Genomic DNA, 20,533 nt, shown 5'->3' with positions numbered 1-20,533 from the left:
GGTGTCAAGCACCGGGATGACGGAGTTCTTTTGCCGGCAACGACGCAGATGGCCCTCCCGCCGAGCGACGCTAGGCGCGGATCTGGGTCAGGAACCCGCCGACTTGGTTGTTCAACTGCGCCGCATGCTGCGACATCTCCCGCACCGCCGCCTGCACGATCCCAGCAGATTCGCCCGCTGTCACAGCCGCCTCGGCGACCGTATTGATGCGGGCCAGCGCATCGGCCGTCGAACCGGCAGCTTCAGAAACATTGCGGGCGATTTCCTGGGTCGCCGCGCCTTGTTCCTCGACCGCAGCCGCAATCACACTCGAAATCTCATCGAGTTGACCGATGCGACCGGCGATATGGCGGATAGCCCCGACCACATCGCGGCTGATCTGCTGCACCGCGCCAACCTGGGCCGAGATATCCTCGGTCGCCTTGGCCGTCTGGCTGGCAAGGTTTTTGACTTCGCCCGCGACGACAGCAAAGCCCTTACCCGCCTCGCCTGCCCGCGCCGCCTCGATGGTGGCATTCAGGGCCAGCAGGTTGGTCTGCCCGGCGATATCGGTGATAAGGCGCACGACCTCATCGATACGGGAGGCGGCGGCATTCAGGCTTTCGACCGTCGCGTTGGTATTCTCCGCATCCTGCACCGCAGCCCGAGTGACTTCGGAGGAGCGCTGAACCTGGGTGCCGATCTCGCGGAAGGACGCCAGCAGTTCCTCTGCCGCCGCCGCCACCGTCTCGACGCTATGGGTTGCCGACTGCGACATGGTCGCGGCAGCCCCGGCCTCGCGGCGGGTTTCCTCGGCATTGCGCGACACGCCATCGGCGGTATCGCTCAAAGACGCAGTGGCCATCGACACCTGATCCACCACCGACTTCACTTCACGCTCGAAGCTGTCGGCGAGATCCAGACGAACCCGGCGGCGCTCCTGCCCTTGGCGTTCTTCTTCTTCCCGCTGACGGACTTCCGCCTCACGGACCGCCTCGGCATTGGCGCGGAAGACTTCCAGCGCCTCGCCCATGGCGCCGACCTCGTCATTGCCCCGCACATCACAGGCAACGTTGAGCTGACCATCGGCCAGGGCGCGCATGGCATCCGACAGGCGTAGCATCCGCTTCACCAACCGGCCCTTCACATAGAAAAGCGCGATCCCCGCTGCGATCAGTACGCCGATCACCACGGTCACGATCAGGGCCGTTGCCGCTGCTTCCGACTCTTCGCCCGCCTGGACGCCTGCTGCGGAGACGCTGGTCCGGATACCCGACAGGAAATCGGCAACCTGTTTGCGCTGTTCCTCGGCCGCTTTCGCGGTATCGAGCAGCGCCACATCCACCTCGTTCAGAAGGTCGAGCTGGCGGGCGCGCTGACGCAAGATACCCTCTTCACCCGCGCCGATATCCAGGATTTCCTTCACGAATTTGGCGAGCGCGATCCCGTCCTCGTCCTTGGCAACCGCCGTGGTCAGCGCATTGAGTTCGGACTTGAGCGGATCGAACCGCCGCTGGATCTGGGACAGACGCCCGCCGTCGGGGGTATTGGCCGCTTCCGACAGCAGGCCGACCATGAAATTGGTCTGGGAGGTCAGGTTCATATATTGGCGATAGATCGCCATCGCCGGGGAATAGTCGCGGTCGACCACCTGGGCCACTGCCACCGGCAGATCGGAAACCTTGGCAGCATCGGCAGAGGCTTCCAGGACGGCAGCCTGCACCTTGTCCAGCACCTCGTTCGCCACGCGCAGACGGCGGGCGGTCGGGGCGGCGATCCGCTGCAGCATGGTTTCCTGGCGACGGCGGATGCCATTGACGCGGTCTTCCTGAGCTGCGCTGATCGTCAGCCGCTCGTTGACCAGCTTATTGAGGTGATCGGTCTGAGTGCGCATACCCGCGACCTGCGCCGTCAGCGGCGCCAGACGCTCTGTCCCGACCCCCAAGGCCTCCAGCTCAGTCAGGGCGCTCTTGAAGTCACCGAAGGCGGATTCCAGGGCTTTTTCAGCCGCATCGCGGGAATCATAGCTGGTGGCGCCGCCAAGGCCCGTCGCACCGGCTACTATAGCAGCCGAGCTTTCGGCCAGCCGGGCGGTCGTCAGAGCAATTGGGACCTGCTGATCGGCGAGTTCCGCCATCCGGGCACCCTGACGCTGATTAGCCCACCAGCCCACGCCAGCCGAGACAATCGTTGTCAAGATGATGACGGCAAAGGCGGTCAGCAGTTTGCCACCGATGCCAAAGCGCACCCGCACGGCGCTATCCGCGCCCTGCAGTGAATCCGATTGAGCCATGAGTCCCCCCTAGGTCGGCTTTTATCGTCGCCCGGTTGTGCCCCACCGTGCTCTGCGTCCATCTTATTCCCGCGCAGCTTTGCTGGCACGAAAATTCCACTCCATTCCGAGCGGTGCGATGATGATTGTCACGCATTCGAAAAGCGGGGGACAGCTGCGCGTCCTTGGAATTGACAAACGACCCAGTCGTCTGCACTGTCGGTTTCGACGCGAAGCAGCGGCCGGACAGCGCGTCACCGGCCAGATGGAGTAGTTACGATGACGACGACGCCCGTAGTCCGTCCAAACGTCCCCTATTTTTCCTCCGGTCCCTGCGCAAAGCGCCCTGGTTGGACTGTCGAGGCCCTCAAAGACGCAGTCCTTGGTCAATCGCATCGCGGCAAGCCCGGTAAGGCTCGCCTCGCAGAAGTCATCGACCTGACGCGCGAAGTTCTGAACGTTCCCGCCGACTATAAGATCGGCATCGTTCCCGCCTCGGATACCGGCGCGGTCGAAATGATCCTCTGGTCGGCGCTGGGCGCCCGCCCGGTCGATATGGTCGCCTGGGAAAGCTTCGGCTCCGAATGGGTGACCGATGTGGTCAAGCAGCTGAAGATCGAAGCCCGCACCCTCAAGGCCGGTTATGGCGAGATCGTCGATCTGGCCCAGGTCAATCCGGACCATGACGTCGTCTTCACCTGGAACGGCACCACCTCGGGCGTTCGCGTTCCCAATGCCGACTGGATCGCCGCCGACCGCAAGGGCCTGACGATCTGCGACGCAACCTCGGCCGCTTTCGCCATGGATCTGCCCTGGGACAAGCTCGATGTCGTCACCTTCTCCTGGCAGAAGGTGCTGGGCGGCGAAGGCGCCCACGGCATGCTGATCCTCAGCCCCCGCGCTGTTGAACGGCTTGAAACCTATACCCCGGCATGGCCGCTGCCCAAGATCTTCCGCCTGACCAAGGGCGGCAAGCTGATCGACGGCATCTTCAAGGGTGAAACCATCAATACCCCCTCGATGCTCTGCGTCGAAGACTATCGCGACAGCCTGTTGTGGGCGAAGTCGGTTGGTGGTCTGAAGGGTCTGATCGGCCGTTCGGAAGCCAACCTCGCCGCCGTCGCCAAATGGGTCGATGCCAGCGCCAATTTCGATTTCCTGGCCGTGAAGCCGGAAACCCGATCCTGCACCTCGATCTGCCTGAAGATCGTCGACCCCTGGTTCACGGCGCTCTCGCCCGAAGCCCAGGCCGATGTCGCCAAGAAGATCCCCGGCCTGCTGGAAAAGGAAAAGGTCGCCTACGATATCGGCGCCTATCGCGATGCGCCTCCGGGTCTGCGGATCTGGGGTGGCGCGACCGTCGAAACCAGCGATCTGGAAGCCCTGCTGCCCTGGATCGAATGGGCCTACGCGCAAGTCAAAGCGGCCGCTTCGGCCTAACGCTTTAGACCATTAGTCAGTTTTCCTGAAATGATGCCCCGTCAGCCTTCGAGGCGGCGGGGCCACCGCCAGAGGTCCATCCGATGCCCAAGGTTCTTATTGCCGACAGCATGTCCCCCCGCGCCGTCGAGATTTTCCGCGAACGCGGCCTCGACGTCACCGTCAAGACCGGTCTGAAGCCCGAGGAACTGGCTGAAATCGTCGGCGATTTCGACGGTCTTGCAGTCCGTTCGGCCACCAAGGTCACTGCCCCGATCATCGCCGCCGCCAAGAACCTGAGGGTCATTGGCCGTGCCGGTATCGGTGTCGATACCGTTGACGTTCCGGCCGCCACCGCGCGCGGCATCGTCGTCATGAACACCCCGTTCGGCAACTCCATCACCACGGCAGAACATGCCATCGCGATGATGTTCGCCCTCGCCCGCCAGATCCCGCAGGCCAATACCTCGACCCATGCGGGCAAGTGGGAAAAGACCAAGTTCATGGGCGTCGAGCTGACGGCCAAGACCCTGGGCATCATCGGCTGCGGCAACATCGGCTCCATCGTCGCCGAGCGTGCCGTCGGCCTGCGCATGAAGGTCGTGGCCTTCGATCCGTTCCTGTCGGTTGAACGCGCCAAGGTTCTGGGTGTTGAAAAGGTCGAACTGGACGAACTGTTCGCCCGCGCCGACTTCATCACCCTGCACACCCCGTTGACCAACGACACCCGCGACATCATCAATGCCGCCTCACTGGCCAAGATGAAGAAGGGCGTGCGGATTGTGAACTGCGCCCGTGGCGGTCTGGTCGTCGAAGCCGACCTGCGCGCCGCCCTCGACAGCGGCCATGTCGCCGGTGCCGCCTTCGACGTGTTCGTCACCGAACCCGCCAAGGAAAATGTGCTCTTCGGCCTGGAAAACGTCGTCGTGACCCCGCATCTGGGCGCCTCCACCTCGGAAGCCCAGGAAAACGTTGCCCTGCAGATCGCCGAACAGATGTCGGACTTCCTGCTGGATGGCGCCGTCACCAACGCCGTCAACATGCCGTCGGTCTCTGCCGATGAAGCCCCGCGCCTGACCCCCTACATGGAACTGGCGGGTCAGCTCGGCAGCCTGGCGGGGCAGCTGATCACCGATGGCATCACCGGCGTCACGGTCGAATTCCACGGCGAAGCGGCAACCATCAATGCCAAGCCGGTGACGGCTTCCGCGCTCTCGGGTCTGCTGGCCCATGCGCTGGAAGAGGTCAACATGGTCTCGGCCCCGGTCGTCGCCAAGGAACGCAACATCGCGATTGCCGAAGTGAAGCGTGACAGCGCCGTTGACTACCACACCCTCGTGACCCTGACCGTGACCACCGATGCAGGCACCCTGCATCTGGAAGGCACCCTGGTCGCCGGTAAGCTGCCGCGCATCACCAAGCTAGGCGGCGTGGCGCTGGAAGCGGAACTGGGCAAGCACATGCTCTATATCCGCAACCTCGACAAGCCGGGCTTCATCGGCGCGCTCGGCACCCTGCTGGGCGATGCGGGCGTCAATATCGCAACCTTCCATCTGGGCCGCACCGGCGCCCAGCAGGAAGCGATCCTTCTGACCGAAGTCGATGCGCCGATCAGCGCCGTCCTCATCGACAAGGTCCGCCGCCTGCCGCAGGTCGTCGAAGCCAAGGCTCTGCAGTTCTAACCGACACGGTCGGGGCGTGATTTGGGCCGGAGGGAAACCTCCGGCCCTTTTTGTTATTTGCTAAAAATCTCGTCATGCCCCGGCTTGTCCGGGGCATCTCCTCCGGGTGCGATTCCACACAGTACTCGGCCCGATTTGGACAAGCTCCCGGAGGAGATCCCCCGCATGAAGCGGGGGATGACGGCGGAAAGAAAGGGGAGATACTCCCTTCATCCCCCCAGCAACAAAATCGTGACTGCCTGCCACTTCCTGCCCTGCGCTGCGTTTCTCTTCCACGATTATTCAATTCAAGAGAGTTGAAGGGAGAGAATCATGCTCCGCTGGGCCCTAGTCTTTCTGCTGATCGCCATCGTGGCAGGCTTCCTCGGCTTTGGTGGCGTAGCGGCACTGGCAACCGATTTCGCCAAGGTGCTGTTCATTGTCTTCCTGGTGCTGTTCGGCGTCTCGCTCATCGGCGGGCTCGTGCGACGAGGGTAGACATATCGTCATAATAGCCCCGCAGACGGCGCTTTAGGATTGCCCTAAGGCCTCCACTGTGGTTTGGTCCTGCAACGCCGGTCGGACGAAAGTCCGCACCGGCGTTGTCGTGTTTTCAGCCCTGAAGGATCAGGCCACCGTGGCCCTACCTGCCGACACGGATTACGCCCGCCGGGCCTTGCTGCCTGCCGGTTTACGCGATGAACTGCCCCCCGAGGCAGAGCATAGGGCGCATTGCATCGACACCCTCCTGCGCTCCTTTGCGGGCGAAGGCTACGAGCGTGTCGATCCGCCCCTCGTCGAATTCGAGGATAGCCTGCTCAATGGCGCCGACGCCTCGGTCGCGGCCCAGACATTCCGCCTGATGGACCCGGTGTCTCAGCGCATGCTGGCCGTGCGCCCGGACGTTACCGTGCAGATCGCCCGCATTGCGACGACACGACTTGGCGGCCGCCCGCGCCCCTTGCGTCTGGCCTATGCCGGATCGGTGCTGCGGGTGCGCGGCGATCAGCTCAATCCTGAGCGTCAGCTGACCCAGGTCGGCGCCGAGCTGATCGGCCCGGATCTGGTCACCGCTGACGTAGAAGTCATCCGCATCGCTATCGAGGCCTTGCGCGCCCTGGGCCTCAAGGGCCTGTCGGTGGACCTCAATCTGGCGCCGCTGGTTCCGGCCGTGCTGGATCAATATGGCATCCATGGCGACGCCCGCTCCGAGCTGCGCGCTGCCTTGGATCGCAAAGATGCTGCTGCCGTTGCCGCCCTGGCCGGTCCTGCAGGTGAAACGCTGGCGGGCCTTCTGGCCGCCACCGGCCCGGCCCGTGCCGCGCTGATGCTGCTGACCAGCCTGGAACTGCCCGCCGCCGTCGCGCCTTATCGCGAGAAGCTCAAAGCCATCGTACAAGCGATCCTGGACGAGGTGCCGGACATCGGCCTGACCCTCGACCCCGTCGAGCATCGCGGCTTCGAATATTATACCGGCGTCGGCTTCTCGCTGTTCGCGACCGGTGTGCGGGGCGAGCTGGGTCGCGGCGGTCGCTATGGCGTCACCCCGATGGATGACGAGCCAGGCCAACCCGCTACGGGCGTCACGCTCTATCTTGATGCCGTCATGCAGGCCGCCCCTTCGGCAAAGCCGCGCAAGCGCCTCTATCTGCCTCTCGGCACGCCTGCGACCATTGCCCAATGGCATCGGTCGGAGGGCTGGGTGACAGTTGCAGGGCTCCAAATCGATCACGATCCGGCGGCGGAGGCAAAGCGCCTCAATTGCCGTCATGTGTGGATAAGCGACGCCATCGTCGCGCTCTAGTTAAGAAACGGATTTACCATGAGCAATGTCGTCGTTGTCGGCTCGCAGTGGGGCGATGAAGGTAAAGGCAAGATCGTCGATTGGCTGTCGGAGCGCGCGGATATCGTTGTGCGTTTCCAGGGCGGTCATAACGCGGGCCATACGCTCGTCATCGATGGTGTGACCTACAAGCTGGCCCTGCTACCCTCGGGCGTGGTGCGTCAGAACAAACTGTCCATCATCGGCAATGGCGTCGTGGTCGATCCCTGGGCTCTGCTGGCCGAAATCGAGAAGATCGCCGGTCAGGGCGTGTCCATCACCGCCGACAATCTGCAGCTCGCCGACAATGCCGCGCTGATCCTGCCGCTCCATGGCGCCATCGACCGTGCGCGTGAAGAGGCCTCGGGCGCCAATAAGATCGGCACCACCGGTCGCGGCATCGGCCCGGCCTATGAAGACAAGGTTGCCCGCCGCGCCATCCGCGTCTGCGATCTGGCCGAACCCGACACTCTGCCGGGCAAGATCGAGCGTCTGCTGGCCCACCACAATGCCCTGCTGAAGGGCCTGGGCGCCGAGTTGATCAAGGCCGAAGAAGTCATGGCCCAACTCACCGAACTGGCACCCAAGCTGCTGCCGTTTGCCAAGCCGGTCTGGCGCACCCTTGCCGAGGCCCATAAGGCTGGTAAGCGCATCCTGTTCGAAGGCGCGCAGGGCTCGATGCTGGACGTCGACCATGGCACCTATCCCTTCGTGACCTCCTCCAACACCGTCGCAGGTCAGGCTGCAGCCGGTTCGGGCATGGGGCCGGGCGCGGTCGGCTATATCCTGGGCATCACCAAGGCTTACACCACCCGTGTCGGCTCCGGCCCCTTCCCGACCGAGCTGTTCGACGAGATCGGCGAGGGCCTGGGTCGTCGCGGCAAGGAGTTCGGCGTGAACACGGGCCGCAAGCGTCGCTGCGGCTGGTTCGATGCCGTCATGGTCCGTCAGGCCATCAAGCTCTCGGGCATCGACGGCATCGCGCTGACCAAGCTCGACATTCTGGATGGCGTCGAAGAGATCAAGATCTGCACCGGCTATCGCCTTGATGGTCAGGAGATCGACTATTTCCCCGCGGGCCAGGGCGCGCAAGCGAAGGTCGAGCCGATCTATGAGACCATCGAAGGCTGGACCGACAGCACCAACGGCGCGCGCTCCTGGGCTGAACTGCCTGCCGCCGCCATCAAATACGTCAAGCGCATCGAAGAACTGATCGAAGCGCCGGTGACCCTGCTCTCCACCTCTCCGGAGCGCGACGACACCATCCTGATGCGCGATCCGTTCGCGCCGTAAGGATCCGATAAAGTGCGCACCGTCCATGTCATGATCAAAGGCCGCGTCCAAGGCGTCGGCTATCGTGACTGGACGGTGCGGACTGCCAAGCGCCACGGGCTTTCGGGCTGGGTGCGCAACCGCATGGACGGCAGCGTCGAAGCGGTCTTTTCCGGCGACGAACTCGCCGTCTCCGCCATGCTGGCCGATTGCCAGCGCGGCCCTTCCATCTCACAAGTGACAGAAATTGTCACCTCAGATGCGGAGGCCCCCTCCGCATCCGGCTTCGAGCGGCTGCCGACGGTTTAAGCACCCTCCCTGTGAAGGTTGCCAATCCCAACAATCTGTTAAGCACTTGCAGCCTAACCTGTTTCTGTGCGTTGCTTTGCAGTGCAAAAAAACGGAAGGGTTTGGAACAAGAATGGCACCGCAGTTGAAGCCCTGGGAAACCTCGATGCTCCTCTATCAGGCCTATGCCGCCGGTCAGTCGGCGCTGGAGCCGATGCGCTGGTTTGCCGATCAGGTTCGCACCGCCAAGGGCCATGATGTCTTCGGCAAGACCGCCCTTAGCGCCAATCCGATGTTCGAGACCTTCGCCGCTGCCTGCGACGTCTTCGCGGATGCAAAACCGCTGCACGATCGCCCGGACTGGAATATCCGCACAACGGTCGTCAACGGCCATCTGGTTCCAGTCGAAGAACAGATCGTCGTCGATCTGCCCTTCTGCAAACTTCTGAATTTCCAGAAGCAGGGCCAGGAGAACCAGCCAACGGTCCTGCTTGTGGCGCCGATGTCGGGTCATTACGCGACGCTGCTGCGTGGCACGGTCGAATCGCTGCTGCCCAATCACAATGTCTATATCACCGACTGGCAGAACGCCCGCGAAGTGCCCATGTGGCAGGGCGATTTCGGCCTGGATGATTTCATCGATTATCTCCAGGGTTTCCTGCGCCATCTCGGCCCCGACACCCACGCCATCGCCGTCTGTCAGCCCGCCGTGCCGCTGATGGTCGCCGTTGCCCTGATGGCGATGGACCAGGACCCGGCCCAGCCGCGCTCCATGGTTCTGATGGGCGGCCCGATCGATACCCGGATCAGCCCGACCAAGATTAACGAATTCGCCCAGCGCTATCCGCTGGAAGCCATCAAGCAGATGGTCGTGACCCGCGTGCCGCCGCCCTACAAGGGCATGATGCGCGCGGTCTATCCAGGCTTCCTGCAGCTGTCCGGCTTCGTGTCCATGAACCTGGGCCGCCATTTCCGCGCCCATATGGACATGTTCCAGAATCTGGTGAAGGGCGATGGCGAAAGCGCCAGCACCTCCAAGCGGTTCTATAAGGAATATCTGACGGTCATGGACATGCCGGCGGAATTCTATCTCGAGACGTTGCGGGCGGTGTTCGTTGAATATGATCTGCCGCTGGGCAAGTTCATGTATCGCGACCGCCTCGTCGAACCCGAAGCCATCTTCCGCACCGCCCTGATGACGGTGGAAGGGGCCGAGGACGATATCTGCGGCGCGGGGCAAACCCAGGCCGCGCACGAGCTGTGCTCCGGTGTGCCCTCGGAAAACCGCATCGATTATGTCCAGCAGGGCGTCGGCCACTACGGCGTCTTCAACGGCCGCAAGTTCCGCGAACAGATCATGCCGCGCATCGCCGAATTCATTCAGAAGAACGCTTAAGGCAGGTTTGGATCCAAAGGAAAAGGCCGGGCGTTTGCCCGGCTTTTTTTTATTCTGGCTGCGGTACTGCTGTCACCAAATGCCAATCATCGCCCCTGAACTGCCAGACTGAAAGAATGCAGGGATCGCGACCATCCGGCGTTGGCAGATTGCATCTATATGTACGCTTTTCACCGTAAGCACTCGACCCATCTATATCATCCAAGACGGCCGTACTTAGGTGCTGCTTAAGAGCTTCAGCAAACTCCTGCCATTGCTGGATATCGAAACCGAACCGCGTAAAGAAGCGGGCCTTGGCGGCGCCAACCGGATGATCTTCATTCAGCAAATAGGCGGTCAGCTTCCTCGGGTCGATAAACATCAGAACGCGACGATATCCGCTCCCCGCAGCGTGACGACCGAGAATTTAGGCTGAGAAAACTCCACCTCGAAGGCATCTTCGTTATGTTTATGGACGACCGTACCTCGAGTGCCGCGCAAATATCGCGTCCCACGATGCTCAAAATCATGGGTCAACATAACGGCTGTATACTCGGCAATTGCCGATATCGTGCCATTGCTCGTCTCATGAGTTTTCGTATAGGTGTTGCGTACAGCCATGAGGAAAAGATCGGCCATTTCGCCGATACTTTCAAGCCTCAGAAGTTCGAATAAAAGCTGTAGGGCGCATCCTCATTGCCCTCGACTGACTCGACGATGGCCGTACACATGGCATTGAACTCGGGCGGATGGTCCTCGCCGAATTTCGCCACCGCCTTTGCAAGCTGAAGGATCTCCTTCTCGTCGAGCTCCAGGCCCGGCGCACCGTCTTCTTCGAGCAGTTCGCCCAATTCATAGAACTCGACGACGTCGGAGAGCTTGTAGTCGCCCTCCTCATAGAGATGCACCAGCGCAGGCGACCCATCGGCGCCCAACAGATAGACGCCCGGATCATAGTCGCTGAGATCGATCAAACCGCCCGTTACCGCCACCGCCTCAGTTTCCTTCGATCAAAGCCAGCCATTCATCTTCGGTCAGCGTGGTGAGCCCCAGCTCCCGCGCCTTGGTCGCCTTGGATCCGGCGTCCGCACCGATGATGACATAATCGGTCTTGGAGGAAACCGAACCTGCGACTTTTGCCCCTAAGCTCTCGGCGCGGGCCTTCGCCTCACGGCGGGTCACCCGGACCAGTTCGCCGGTGAAGACCACCGTCTTGCCCGCAACCGGATTACCGGACGCAACGGGCGCAGCGACATCCTCGACAGTCACGAAGCTGCGCAGGTCGGCGATGACTTCAAGGTTATGTGCCTCGCCAAAGAAGGCCAGCAGGTCCCCCGCCACGCCGGGACCGATCTGGTCGATATTGGTAAGATCGATATAGGCGCCAGCGGTAAGGGGTTTAGCGGACTGGACGGCTTCGCTTTGGAGAGAGTCGGGCGGCAGATTGCCAAAGAGATCCGTGATGATCGCCGTCCGCTTTTGCGTTTCCGCCGCAACCTCGGCAACAGCATCCTGCAAAGCCTTCAGCAAGGTATCCAGGCTGCCATAGTGGCGCGCCAGCAGCTTGGCCGTCGCTTGGCCGACCTGCCGTATGCCCAACGCATAGATGAAGCGATCGAGCGGGATCACCCGTCGCGCTTCGATAGCCCGCTCCAGATTGCGGAAACTCAGTTCCTTCCAGCCCTGGATCTTCAGCAGATCCGACTTTCTCTCAGGCAAGCGGAATATATCGGCCGGGCTTTTCAGCCAGCCGCGTTCGAAGAACGCCACGATATGCTTCTCGCCCAGCCCTTCGATGTCGAAGGCATCACGGGAGACGAAATGCCGGAAGCGCTCCACCGCCTGGGCCGAACAGACGAGGCCGCCGGTGCAACGCAGAGCAACTTCTCCCTCGACCCGCTCCACGTGGCTGTCGCAGACGGGGCAATTGGTCGGGAATACAAAGGGCTCGGCCCGCTGGCGTCCCTCTTCTGCTACGGCGCCCACCACCTGCGGAATGACATCGCCCGCCCGCTGCACGATGACCAGATCACCGATACGCACATCTTTGCGCACCAGTTCGTCCTGATTATGCAGGGTGGCGCGCGCGACCATGACGCCGCCGACATTGACCGGCTCCAGTTCGGCAACCGGTGTCAGGGTGCCGGTGCGACCGACCTGGATGGTAATGGCCTTGAGACGGGTCCGGGCCTGTTCGGCGGGGAACTTATGGGCCGTCGCCCAGCGCGGCGCGCGCGAGACGAAACCCAGGCGCTGCTGATAGTCGAGGTTGTCGACCTTATAGACCACGCCATCGATATCGTAGGGCAGCGAGGCGCGCACATCACCGATCCCGCGATAGAAGGCCAGCACCTCATCCAGGGTGTGACAGAGCTTCGAGCGCTCGTTGACCGTAAAGCCCCAACCGCGCAGGCGATCCAGAAAACCGGAGTGTTTATCCGCAACCGGCGCCGACAGCTCACCCGGCGCATAGGCAAAGAAAGCCAGCGGGCGAGAGGCCGTGATCTTGGCATCGAGCTGACGCAGGCTGCCTGCTGCCGCATTGCGCGGATTGGCGAACAGGATCTTCGGCTTCTTGCCTGCCGCCTCCAGCTTCTCGTTTTCCTTCGCGCGCTCGGCATTGATCGCCAGGAAGGCGTCGCGGGTGAGGTAGACCTCGCCGCGCACTTCGACCACGTCCGGCGCCTCGCCCTTCAGAGCATGGGGAATGCTGGCGATAGTGCGCACATTGGCGGTGACGTCTTCGCCTTCCTGCCCGTCGCCGCGCGTGGCGGCGTTGACCAGTTGGCCTTTCTCGTAGCGCAGGGACAGCGAAAGCCCGTCGATTTTGGGTTCGGCGGAGATATCGAGCGGTGCATCCTCTGCCAGCCCCAGGAAGCGACGGACGCCATCCAGGAAGTCTGTCACATCCTCGTCGGTAAAGGCATTGCCCAGCGACATCATCGGGCGCGCGTGGCGGACTTTCTTAAAGCCTGCGCTGGGCGCTGCGCCCACGCGGCCTGCCGGAGCAGCCTCTTCGGTGAACTGCGGGTTTTCCTGGATCAGCTTTTCCAGCTCGCGCCGCAGGGCGTCATAGTCGCCGTCGCTGATTTCCGGTGCATCTTCGCCGTGGTAGCGCTGGTCGTGATAGGCGATCTGGTCGGCCAGTTCCTTGATGCGGGTGGCGACGTCCGAGCCAGAGCTCATGCAATCCTCGATATAAGCTTGGAGGCCGCCGCGCGCGCCTCGTCGGTAATGCTGGAGCCCGAGAGCATGCGGGCGATCTCTTCCCGACGCTGGTCGGTGGTCAGCTGCAGGACCGTCGTGCTGACCCCGGCCTCGGCCGTCGATTTCACGACATTCAGATGCGCATCGCCCAAGGCCGCCACCTGGGGCGAATGGGTGATGACCAGCAGCTGAAGATCCTTGCCCAACCGCGCCAGCCGCTCACCGACCGCCGCTGCCGTCGCGCCGCCGATACCGCTATCCACTTCGTCGAAGACCAAGGTCGGCACCGGGGCCACGCCCGCCAGCACCACCTTCAGCGCCAGCAGGAAACGCGAGAGTTCACCGCCCGAGGCGATCTTGCCAAGCGGACCGGGGTTGGAGCCGGGGTTGGTCGCGATCAGGAAGGCGACATCATCGATGCCATCCGGCCCCCAATTGTTATCCGGCAGTTTTGCCACTTGAGTGGTGAAGCGCGCGCGGTCCAGCTTCAAGGGCGGCAGCTCCGCCATCACGGCGGCGTCCAGTTTCAGCACCGATGCCTTGCGCGCCGACGACAGGGCTTCAGCCGCCGCCAGATAGGCCTTGCGGGTTTCCGCCTCGCTGGCTTCCAACTTCTTGAGACCCGCCTCGCCGTTATCGACGGCAGCCAGTTCCTCTTTCAGGCGCTGATAGAGTGCAGGCAACTCATCGCCCGTCACCTGATGTTTGCGGGCCGCAGCGCGCAGAGCGAACAGCCGGTCTTCAAGCCGCTCCAGCTGACCTTCAGAATAGCCGTCGTCGCGCAGCAGGCGCGCCAGCGTCTCGGTCGCATCCGCCAATTCGCTGGAGGCTCGGTCGAGGGAGGCCAGGATCGGATCCAGATCGCCCGCATCGCTGCCCGCACGGGACAGGAGACGCGTAGCGGAGGCTACCTTGGCTTCTGCCCCATCCTCTTCGGCGAGGGCGGAGAGGGCGTTATTGAGCGTCCCCAGCAGCTTTTCGCGCGATTGCAGGCGCGCGCGGGTCGCCGATAGTTCGCTCTCCTCCCCTTCCTGGGGATCGAGCTTATCAAGTTCACCCACCACATGGCGCAGGTATTCCTCCTGCGCCTTGACCCTGGCCAGTTGTTCGGCAGCCACGCGTTTGGCTTCGCGCACCCCGGCCCATTCGCGCCAGGTCGCCCGGCTGGCGGTCACCAGAGACGTCAGATCGCCATAGGCATCCAGAATGCCGCGATGGGTTCCGCTATCCATCAGGGCATGGCCGTCGAACTGCCCCTGGATCTCGACCAGCAGGGCACCCAACTGGCGCAACAGACCGACGCTGATCGCCTGATCGTTCACAGTCGCTCGAGATCGGCCATCGGCCGACAGGGTGCGGCGCAGGATCAACTCATCCTCGCGCTCCAGACCGTTTTCGGCCAGCAGCGCCCAGGCGGGATGGGTGTCGGGAATCTCGAAGGCTGCTGTCACAACCGCCTGGGTCGCCCCAGCCCGCACCAGACCGCTATCGGCCCGTGCACCCAGCGCCAGCCCCAGGGCGTCCAGCAGGATCGACTTGCCCGCGCCCGTTTCGCCGGTCAGCACCGACAGACCGGATCCGAAATCCAGATCCAACCGATCGATCAGCACCACATCGCGGATACCCAGACGTAGAAGCATGACGCGCTTCCCCTGGCCTAGAAGACGGAATTGAAGGCCCGGCTCATCCACGACCCCTCGTCCGCGCGGGGTTCGAGCTTGGCGCCGGTCAGAAGCGAATAAGCCTCCTCATACCAGCGCGATCCGGGAAAGTTATGCCCAAGCACGGCGGCAGCGGTCTGCGCCTCGTTCTTGATACCGATAGCGAGGTAACATTCGGTCAGGCGCAGCAGAGCCTCAGGCACGTGGCTGGTGGTCTGGAACTTCTCCACCACCACCCGGAAGCGCGAAAGCGCGGCGCCGTAATGGCCGCTACGCATATAAAAGCGTGCGACTTCCATTTCCTTGCCCGCCAGATGATCGCGGGTCAGATCGTATTTGACGCGCGCATCACGGGCATAAGGGCTTTCGGGGAAGCGGCGATAGACCTCTTCCAGCGACTTCATCGACAGATCGGTCAGCGCCTGATCGCGTTCGATATCCGCAATCTGTGCGTAAAAGCTGATCGCCTTCAGGTAATAGGCATAGGCGACATCGCGATTACCGGGATGCAGCTGAATGAAACGGTCAGCAGCAATGATCGTATCGTCGAACTGATCCTGGAGATAATGCGAATAGGCGCTCATCAACTGCGCCTTGGTTGCCCAGACCGAATAAGGATGCTGGCGGTCCACTTCGTCGAACAGCCGCACAGCCTGGCTGTACTCGCCCGCCAACATGGCGTCCGTCGCCTGATTATAGAGGGTTTCCACCGGCGCTTCGACGTAGGTGTCCTCTTCCTTGTTCGAGGAGCAGGCCGCCAGCAACAAGGCCGACAGCAGGAGAGCGACACGCAAGGGCGAAGTCATCGACCGAATATTCCTAACATCAAGAACCGGCGGCAAAGCTACATCGGGCAGTCGTATCACGCCAAGCAAGAAGCGCAAGGCCCCGCAGCGTTCTAAGTCAGAACGTGATCAGACCCCTTGAGTCAGCTGCCAGCGCGCCAGAACCGGACCCAGCTTGGTAATCAGCTTGGGATCCCTCTTAAGCTTTGCGGTCATGATGGCACCATCGAGAGCTGTATAGCAGGGCGAGGTCCCGGTCATCCGGGCGATCTTCGGCGCAACCGCCTTCACCAGCGCACGGGCATTGGCGGAGTTCAAGGCGACAACCTGCATCACCGCTTCGGCCGTAACCGCATCATGGGTCGGATGCCAGCAGTCGAAATCTGTAACCATGGCGATGGCGGCATAGGCGATCTCTGCCTCACGGGCCAGTTTGGCTTCTGGCATGTTGGTCATCCCGACCACGGCGCAGCCCCAGGATCGGTAGAGCTCGGACTCGGCCTTGGTCGAGAACTGCGGCCCTTCCATCACGATATAGGTGCCGCCGCGCTGATGCGGAAGACCGAGTTCCTTTGCCGCCTCTTCCAGGGCATCGCCCAGGCGGTGGCAAACGGGTTCTGCCATCGAAACATGACCTACGAGGCCGGTGTCGAAGAAGGTCTTTTCACGGGCAAAGGTGCGATCGATATATTGATCCACCAGCACGAAGGTGCCCGGCGGCAGGTGCTCACGCAGCGATCCGACGGCTGACAGTGAAACAATGTCCGTAACGCCCGCCAGCTTAAGAGCAAAGATATTGGCGCGATAATTCACGGTCGATGGCGTATGGGTATGACCCCGGCCATGGCGCGGCAGGAAGACCAGTGGCTGATCGCCCAGGCGTGCGAACATGAGTTGATCGGACGGTGCTCCGAACGGCGTATCGATGGTCTGCCAGCGCACATCATCGAGACCGTCGATGTCGTAAACGCCGCTTCCCCCGATTACCCCCAGCAACGGCTGCCCCGTCATACTCACTCTCCTGGTTACCTGGCTCAATTTTGTCAGGCCGCGAGAGTGGCATAAAAAAGGAGCGGCGGGAAACCCCGCCGCTCCGATTTCGTCACGCCCTTACGGGCGTTATTTTAGCTCACCCTCGCCGGGCGGGTACATCCGTACCCTTGGCCGCAGCCGCAATGGCTGCCCGGGCGCTGCCGGCTTAGTGCAGATCCTTCCAGATGCGGCGCTTGGCGGCATAGAAGACGCCGGTCGCGACGATCAGGAACAGCAGGACCTGCAGGCCCAGCTGATGACGGCGCTCCAGCTCGGGCTCGGCAGCCCAGGCAAGGAAGACCGTCACGTCATTGGCCATCTGCTCGACGGTTGCCTTGGTGCCGTCGGCAAAGGTCACCTGACCTTCGTTCAGCGGCTGCGGCATCGCGATCTTATGACCGGGGAAGTACTTGTTGTAGTGCTGGCCGTCAGCCAACTGCACATCCGCGGGCGCCTTCTCGTAACCGATCATGAGCGCGTGGAGGTAGTTGTGACCGTCCGGGCGCGCCTTGGTCATGAGCGACAGATCCGGCGGCAGCGCGCCGTTGTTGCCCGCACGGGCAGCATTGTCGTTCGGGAAGGGCTTCACGAAACGATCCGACGGGCGACCCGGACGCTGGAACATCTCACCAGCATCGTTCGGGCCGTCGGTGACCTGATAACCCGATGCAATCGACTTCACTTCGGCTTCCGAGAAACCGAGGTCCTGAAGATTGCGATAGGCGACCAGATGCAGACCGTGGCAGGCGGCGCAGACTTCCTTATAGACCTGGAAACCACGCTGGGCTGCCGGACGGTCGAAGGTACCGAAGAGGCCGTGGAACGACCACTTCACCTTCGGTGCCGGGGTAACGTCGCCAGCTGCAAAAGCCGGAGCGCTGATCGCCAGAGCCAGAGCGAGCGGAGCAAGAACCTTCTTCAGCATTTACGGCTTCTCCTTGCCGGTAACGGCCGCAGCAATCGACGAGGGCAGCGGCTTCGGCGTCTCGATCTTCGCGATCAACGGCAGGATGACCAGGAAGTGCAGGAAGTAATAAGCGGTCGCGAACTGGCCGATCAGAATGTAGGGCTGCTCTGCCGGCTTACCGCCAACCCAACCCAGCAGGATCGAGTCGGCGAAGAAGATCCAGAACGCCCAGAAGTAGAGCGGACGGAACTTTGCCGAACGGACCTTGGAGCGATCCAGCCAGGGCAGCAGCGCCAACAGGATGATCGATCCGAACATCGCGAGCACGCCACCGAGCTTGCTGTCGATGAAGACAATACCCGTGAACGGAATGCCGATGTCGAAGGTCACGGCGCGCAGGATCGCGTAGAACGGCAGGAAGTACCATTCAGGAACGATATGCGCCGGGGTCGAGAGCGGATTTGCCGGAATATAGTTATCCGGTTCACCGAAGAAGTTCGGGGCGAAGAAGACGAAGAACGCGAAGAAGATCGCGAACACGCCGATGCCGAACAGATCCTTCACCGTGTAATACGGATGGAAGGGGATCGTATCCTGGGGACCCTTGTGCTGGATACCCAGCGGGTTGTTAGAGCCATGCTGATGCAGGGCCGCGACGTGCAGAACGACCACGCCGACCAGAACGAACGGCAGCAGGTAATGCAGCGCGAAGAAGCGGTTCAGCGTCGGGTTATCGACCGAGAAACCACCCCAAAGCAGCGTCACGATCTTGTCGCCCACGACCGGGATGGCCGAGAACAGGTTCGTGATAACGGTCGCGCCCCAGAAGCTCATCTGGCCCCACGGCAGCACGTAGCCCATGAACCCGGTGGCCATCATGAGAAGCAGGATGACAACACCGATGATCCACAGCAGCTCGCGCGGCTCCTTATAGGATCCGTAGTAGAGGCCGCGGAAAATATGGATATACACGACGATGAAGAACATCGACGCGCCGTTCATGTGGATATACCGGATGAGCCAGCCGCCATTGACGTCGCGCATGATGCGCTCGACGCTGTCGAAAGCCATCGACGTATGGGCGGTGTAGTTCATAGCCAGGAACACGCCCGACAGGATCATCACCATCAGAACTGCACCGGCCAACGAGCCGAAGTTCCAGAAATAGTTCAGATTGCGTGGCGTTGGATAAGCAGAGCCGACCGAATGATCGATCAGCGTGAAGATCGGTAGGCGGCTGTCTATCCAGCGCACCAGGCCGTTTTTGAACTCAGTTGCCATGGTTGCCTCTATCAGCCGATACGGATCGAGGTATCGTTCAGGAACGTATACGTCGGAACCTCGAGGTTACGCGGCGCCGGTCCCTTGCGGATACGGCCCGAGGTGTCGTAGTGCGACCCGTGGCACGGGCAGAACCAGCCACCGAAGTCACCCTTGGCCTCACCGACCTTGTTTCCAAGCGGAACGCACCCAAGATGCGTGCAGACGCCGACCAGCACCAGCCATTCCGGCTTCTGGACACGGTCGGCATCCTTCTGAGGATCCACCAAGGCACCGGCGTCGTCGGTCTTGGCCTGAGAAATTTCATCGGCCGTACGGCGGCGCACGAAAACCGGCTTGCCACGCCACACGACGGTAATGCTCTGGCCATCCTTAATGGGAGCCAAATCAACCTCGGTGGAGGCGAGTGCCAGCGTATCGGCGGCCGGGTTCATGCTGTTGATGAACGGCCATAGCATGGCAGCGCCGCCGACGGCAGTGAACGCACCGGCGGCGAGCGAAAGAAAGTCACGACGAGTTGCGCCCTCGTGACCGGCGTTGTCGGCGGAAGTAGCCATTCCAAAATACCTCGCGGCGTCCCTGAACCCGTATCGATACCCCCCGATCTATCACACCGAGCGGATGCTTGGCGCGGAACCGGATGGCGCGGCAGACTGTCGCAGCCGTCGACCCTTCGACCGAAAGCTGCCACACAAAAACCGCGGATCCCTTGGCGGGACCAATCGATGACCACACCCCTATAGAGGAAATAGCGCCTTTTGAGAAGTCTGGCGGTGAGCTAGCGGCCTTCCGCCACAGCGGAATTTGGCCCAAGGAGCATCGGTTCGGCGGACGTGCGACCGATCTGCATCGCAACGACCGAGATCGCAGCGATCAAAAGCAGGGTAGCAATGAAAAGTGCACGTTCCATGAGACGGGCGTGTCCGAGGCGATTGGATGGATGTCCTGACCCCAATGCTGCACCGCAAAGCCCGCTTGATCCAGTGAACTTTAGGCAAGAATTCGGACAGTTTCCCTATCGCCAGGGTTGAATTTAAGCTCAAAGAAAAAGCCCGGTCCTATTCGGCACCGGGCTTTTGCAATCTCTGTCCTTGCAGACGCGATCAGATGTCTTCGCGCAAGGGGACGATTTCATCGCCCCATTCTTCAACCAGCTGCTCCTGGCGCTTCTTCATGCCGGCGATCTGCTGACGTTCCTTAAGGCCTGCAACCCGCAGGGCGATTTCGGGCGTGTAATGAAACACCGCCCAACCGATACCGGCGGCGCCATACATGACAAGCCAGGCAACCGGATTGGTCAGGATTGCAGCCAGGGCCTGGAAGTTATGTCCACCCAGGATCAGCTTCAGCAGATAAGGGATCGCGCCACAAAGGTTGAAGCCACCCACGCAGTAGGCCGCATATTTTTCCGGCCGCTTGTCGATGAACAACGCGACCAGCGTCGGAGCCATGCCAATCAGCAGCAGCAGAACCGAATTGAACGCCACCAGCGCGATCAGCGGCAACAGAACCCAGACGATCAGGCCGCCGCTGCCACGCTTCTTCTTTTGTTGAACCCGTGTCGCCATCGCG

Annotated in this window: 20 protein-coding genes; 7 read left to right on the top strand and 13 right to left on the bottom strand. The window is 62.0% G+C overall.

Features of this window, described 5'->3' with window-relative positions; all coding sequences use genetic code 11:
- Window positions 1-70: 70 nt before the first annotated feature.
- Window positions 71-2,272: a methyl-accepting chemotaxis protein gene (locus ACFSM5_RS15425; RefSeq protein WP_379877367.1), complete on the bottom strand. Its 2,202-nt coding sequence runs from the start codon at window positions 2,270-2,272 to the stop codon at window positions 71-73.
- Window positions 2,273-2,530: 258 nt separating this feature from the next.
- Between ACFSM5_RS15425 and ACFSM5_RS15420 the strand changes: the two genes are divergently transcribed.
- From ACFSM5_RS15420 to ACFSM5_RS15390, 7 genes are all read left to right on the top strand, one after another.
- Entirely contained in the window at window positions 2,531-3,691 is a 1,161-nt protein-coding gene (locus ACFSM5_RS15420) for a phosphoserine transaminase (protein ID WP_379877366.1), read from the top strand.
- 83 nt (window positions 3,692-3,774) lie between these two features.
- Entirely contained in the window at window positions 3,775-5,352 is a 1,578-nt protein-coding gene (gene serA / locus ACFSM5_RS15415) for a phosphoglycerate dehydrogenase (RefSeq protein ID WP_379877365.1), read from the top strand.
- A gap of 312 nt (window positions 5,353-5,664) precedes the next feature.
- Window positions 5,665-5,829, top strand: coding sequence for a DUF1328 domain-containing protein (locus ACFSM5_RS15410; protein ID WP_379877364.1), 165 nt, complete (start codon window positions 5,665-5,667; stop codon window positions 5,827-5,829).
- Window positions 5,830-5,887: 58 nt separating this feature from the next.
- Window positions 5,888-7,135, top strand: a complete 1,248-nt coding sequence (locus tag ACFSM5_RS15405; protein WP_379877363.1) for an ATP phosphoribosyltransferase regulatory subunit — start codon at window positions 5,888-5,890, stop codon at window positions 7,133-7,135.
- A gap of 18 nt (window positions 7,136-7,153) precedes the next feature.
- Window positions 7,154-8,446 carry an adenylosuccinate synthase gene (locus ACFSM5_RS15400; RefSeq protein ID WP_379877361.1) on the top strand — a complete coding sequence of 431 codons (1,293 nt, stop codon included), beginning with the start codon at window positions 7,154-7,156 and terminating at the stop codon, window positions 8,444-8,446.
- A 12-nt stretch (window positions 8,447-8,458) separates the two neighbouring features.
- Window positions 8,459-8,734, top strand: coding sequence for an acylphosphatase (locus ACFSM5_RS15395; protein WP_379877360.1), 276 nt, complete (start codon window positions 8,459-8,461; stop codon window positions 8,732-8,734).
- 112 nt (window positions 8,735-8,846) lie between these two features.
- Entirely contained in the window at window positions 8,847-10,109 is a 1,263-nt protein-coding gene (locus ACFSM5_RS15390; protein ID WP_379877359.1) for a polyhydroxyalkanoate depolymerase, read from the top strand.
- A 49-nt stretch (window positions 10,110-10,158) separates the two neighbouring features.
- Here the strand turns inward: ACFSM5_RS15390 and ACFSM5_RS15385 are convergent, their stop codons facing one another.
- The 12 genes from ACFSM5_RS15385 to ACFSM5_RS15330 form a co-directional block, all read right to left on the bottom strand.
- A complete protein-coding gene (locus ACFSM5_RS15385; RefSeq protein ID WP_379877358.1) occupies window positions 10,159-10,470 on the bottom strand; it encodes a DUF6883 domain-containing protein in 312 nt (103 codons plus the stop codon).
- Window positions 10,470-10,727, bottom strand: coding sequence for a DUF4926 domain-containing protein (locus tag ACFSM5_RS15380; protein WP_379877357.1), 258 nt, complete (start codon window positions 10,725-10,727; stop codon window positions 10,470-10,472). The genes ACFSM5_RS15385 and ACFSM5_RS15380 overlap by 1 nt, the downstream gene beginning before the upstream one ends.
- A 20-nt stretch (window positions 10,728-10,747) precedes the next feature.
- Complete coding sequence (locus ACFSM5_RS15375; protein ID WP_379877356.1) at window positions 10,748-11,080, bottom strand: hypothetical protein; 333 nt, start codon at window positions 11,078-11,080, stop codon at window positions 10,748-10,750.
- Between the two features lie 4 nt (window positions 11,081-11,084).
- On the bottom strand, window positions 11,085-13,274 hold the full coding sequence (gene ligA / locus ACFSM5_RS15370; protein ID WP_379877355.1) for an NAD-dependent DNA ligase LigA: 2,190 nt from the start codon (window positions 13,272-13,274) through the stop codon (window positions 11,085-11,087).
- Complete coding sequence (gene recN, locus ACFSM5_RS15365; protein WP_379877354.1) at window positions 13,271-14,935, bottom strand: DNA repair protein RecN; 1,665 nt, start codon at window positions 14,933-14,935, stop codon at window positions 13,271-13,273. The genes ligA and recN overlap by 4 nt, the downstream gene beginning before the upstream one ends.
- Window positions 14,936-14,952: 17 nt before the next feature.
- Complete coding sequence (locus ACFSM5_RS15360; RefSeq protein ID WP_379877353.1) at window positions 14,953-15,762, bottom strand: outer membrane protein assembly factor BamD; 810 nt, start codon at window positions 15,760-15,762, stop codon at window positions 14,953-14,955.
- A 108-nt stretch (window positions 15,763-15,870) separates the two neighbouring features.
- On the bottom strand, window positions 15,871-16,752 hold the full coding sequence (locus ACFSM5_RS15355) for an S-methyl-5'-thioadenosine phosphorylase (RefSeq protein WP_379877352.1): 882 nt from the start codon (window positions 16,750-16,752) through the stop codon (window positions 15,871-15,873).
- Window positions 16,753-16,939: 187 nt separating this feature from the next.
- Window positions 16,940-17,698, bottom strand: a complete 759-nt coding sequence (locus ACFSM5_RS15350) for a cytochrome c1 (RefSeq protein WP_379877351.1) — start codon at window positions 17,696-17,698, stop codon at window positions 16,940-16,942.
- A complete protein-coding gene (locus ACFSM5_RS15345; protein WP_379877350.1) occupies window positions 17,699-18,961 on the bottom strand; it encodes a cytochrome b in 1,263 nt (420 codons plus the stop codon).
- 11 nt (window positions 18,962-18,972) lie between these two features.
- The gene (gene petA / locus ACFSM5_RS15340) at window positions 18,973-19,518 is read right to left on the bottom strand and encodes a ubiquinol-cytochrome c reductase iron-sulfur subunit (protein ID WP_379877348.1); all 546 of its coding nucleotides are present in this window, start codon (window positions 19,516-19,518) and stop codon (window positions 18,973-18,975) included.
- A gap of 221 nt (window positions 19,519-19,739) precedes the next feature.
- Window positions 19,740-19,871, bottom strand: coding sequence for a hypothetical protein (locus ACFSM5_RS15335; protein ID WP_379877347.1), 132 nt, complete (start codon window positions 19,869-19,871; stop codon window positions 19,740-19,742).
- A 193-nt stretch (window positions 19,872-20,064) separates the two neighbouring features.
- Entirely contained in the window at window positions 20,065-20,529 is a 465-nt protein-coding gene (locus tag ACFSM5_RS15330; protein ID WP_379877346.1) for a hypothetical protein, read from the bottom strand.
- Window positions 20,530-20,533: the final 4 nt, after the last annotated feature.

Origin of the sequence: Lacibacterium aquatile, assembly GCF_042683105.1 — a bacterium.
Taxonomy (GTDB): Bacteria; Pseudomonadota; Alphaproteobacteria; order Elsterales; family Elsteraceae; genus Lacibacterium; species Lacibacterium aquatile.
The sequence above is the reverse complement of the archived record's forward strand: the minus strand, read 5'-3'. Positions and strand labels throughout refer to the sequence as shown.

What these genes read in the sequence shown, in the direction of transcription:
- ACFSM5_RS15425 (WP_379877367.1), bottom strand. Translation starts at nt 2,272, where the DNA reads ATGGCTCAATCGGATTCACTGCAGGGCGCGGATAGCGCCGTGCGGGTG.
- ACFSM5_RS15420 (WP_379877366.1), top strand. Translation starts at nt 2,531, where the DNA reads ATGACGACGACGCCCGTAGTCCGTCCAAACGTCCCCTATTTTTCCTCC.
- serA (WP_379877365.1), top strand. Translation starts at nt 3,775, where the DNA reads ATGCCCAAGGTTCTTATTGCCGACAGCATGTCCCCCCGCGCCGTCGAG.
- ACFSM5_RS15410 (WP_379877364.1), top strand. Translation starts at nt 5,665, where the DNA reads ATGCTCCGCTGGGCCCTAGTCTTTCTGCTGATCGCCATCGTGGCAGGC.
- ACFSM5_RS15400 (WP_379877361.1), top strand. Translation starts at nt 7,154, where the DNA reads ATGAGCAATGTCGTCGTTGTCGGCTCGCAGTGGGGCGATGAAGGTAAA.
- ACFSM5_RS15390 (WP_379877359.1), top strand. Translation starts at nt 8,847, where the DNA reads ATGGCACCGCAGTTGAAGCCCTGGGAAACCTCGATGCTCCTCTATCAG.
- ACFSM5_RS15385 (WP_379877358.1), bottom strand. Translation starts at nt 10,470, where the DNA reads ATGTTTATCGACCCGAGGAAGCTGACCGCCTATTTGCTGAATGAAGAT.
- ACFSM5_RS15380 (WP_379877357.1), bottom strand. Translation starts at nt 10,727, where the DNA reads ATGGCCGATCTTTTCCTCATGGCTGTACGCAACACCTATACGAAAACT.
- ligA (WP_379877355.1), bottom strand. Translation starts at nt 13,274, where the DNA reads ATGAGCTCTGGCTCGGACGTCGCCACCCGCATCAAGGAACTGGCCGAC.
- recN (WP_379877354.1), bottom strand. Translation starts at nt 14,935, where the DNA reads ATGCTTCTACGTCTGGGTATCCGCGATGTGGTGCTGATCGATCGGTTG.
- ACFSM5_RS15360 (WP_379877353.1), bottom strand. Translation starts at nt 15,762, where the DNA reads ATGACTTCGCCCTTGCGTGTCGCTCTCCTGCTGTCGGCCTTGTTGCTG.
- ACFSM5_RS15355 (WP_379877352.1), bottom strand. Translation starts at nt 16,752, where the DNA reads ATGACGGGGCAGCCGTTGCTGGGGGTAATCGGGGGAAGCGGCGTTTAC.
- ACFSM5_RS15350 (WP_379877351.1), bottom strand. Translation starts at nt 17,698, where the DNA reads ATGCTGAAGAAGGTTCTTGCTCCGCTCGCTCTGGCTCTGGCGATCAGC.
- ACFSM5_RS15345 (WP_379877350.1), bottom strand. Translation starts at nt 18,961, where the DNA reads ATGGCAACTGAGTTCAAAAACGGCCTGGTGCGCTGGATAGACAGCCGC.
- petA (WP_379877348.1), bottom strand. Translation starts at nt 19,518, where the DNA reads ATGGCTACTTCCGCCGACAACGCCGGTCACGAGGGCGCAACTCGTCGT.
- ACFSM5_RS15335 (WP_379877347.1), bottom strand. Translation starts at nt 19,871, where the DNA reads ATGGAACGTGCACTTTTCATTGCTACCCTGCTTTTGATCGCTGCGATC.
- ACFSM5_RS15330 (WP_379877346.1), bottom strand. Translation starts at nt 20,529, where the DNA reads ATGGCGACACGGGTTCAACAAAAGAAGAAGCGTGGCAGCGGCGGCCTG.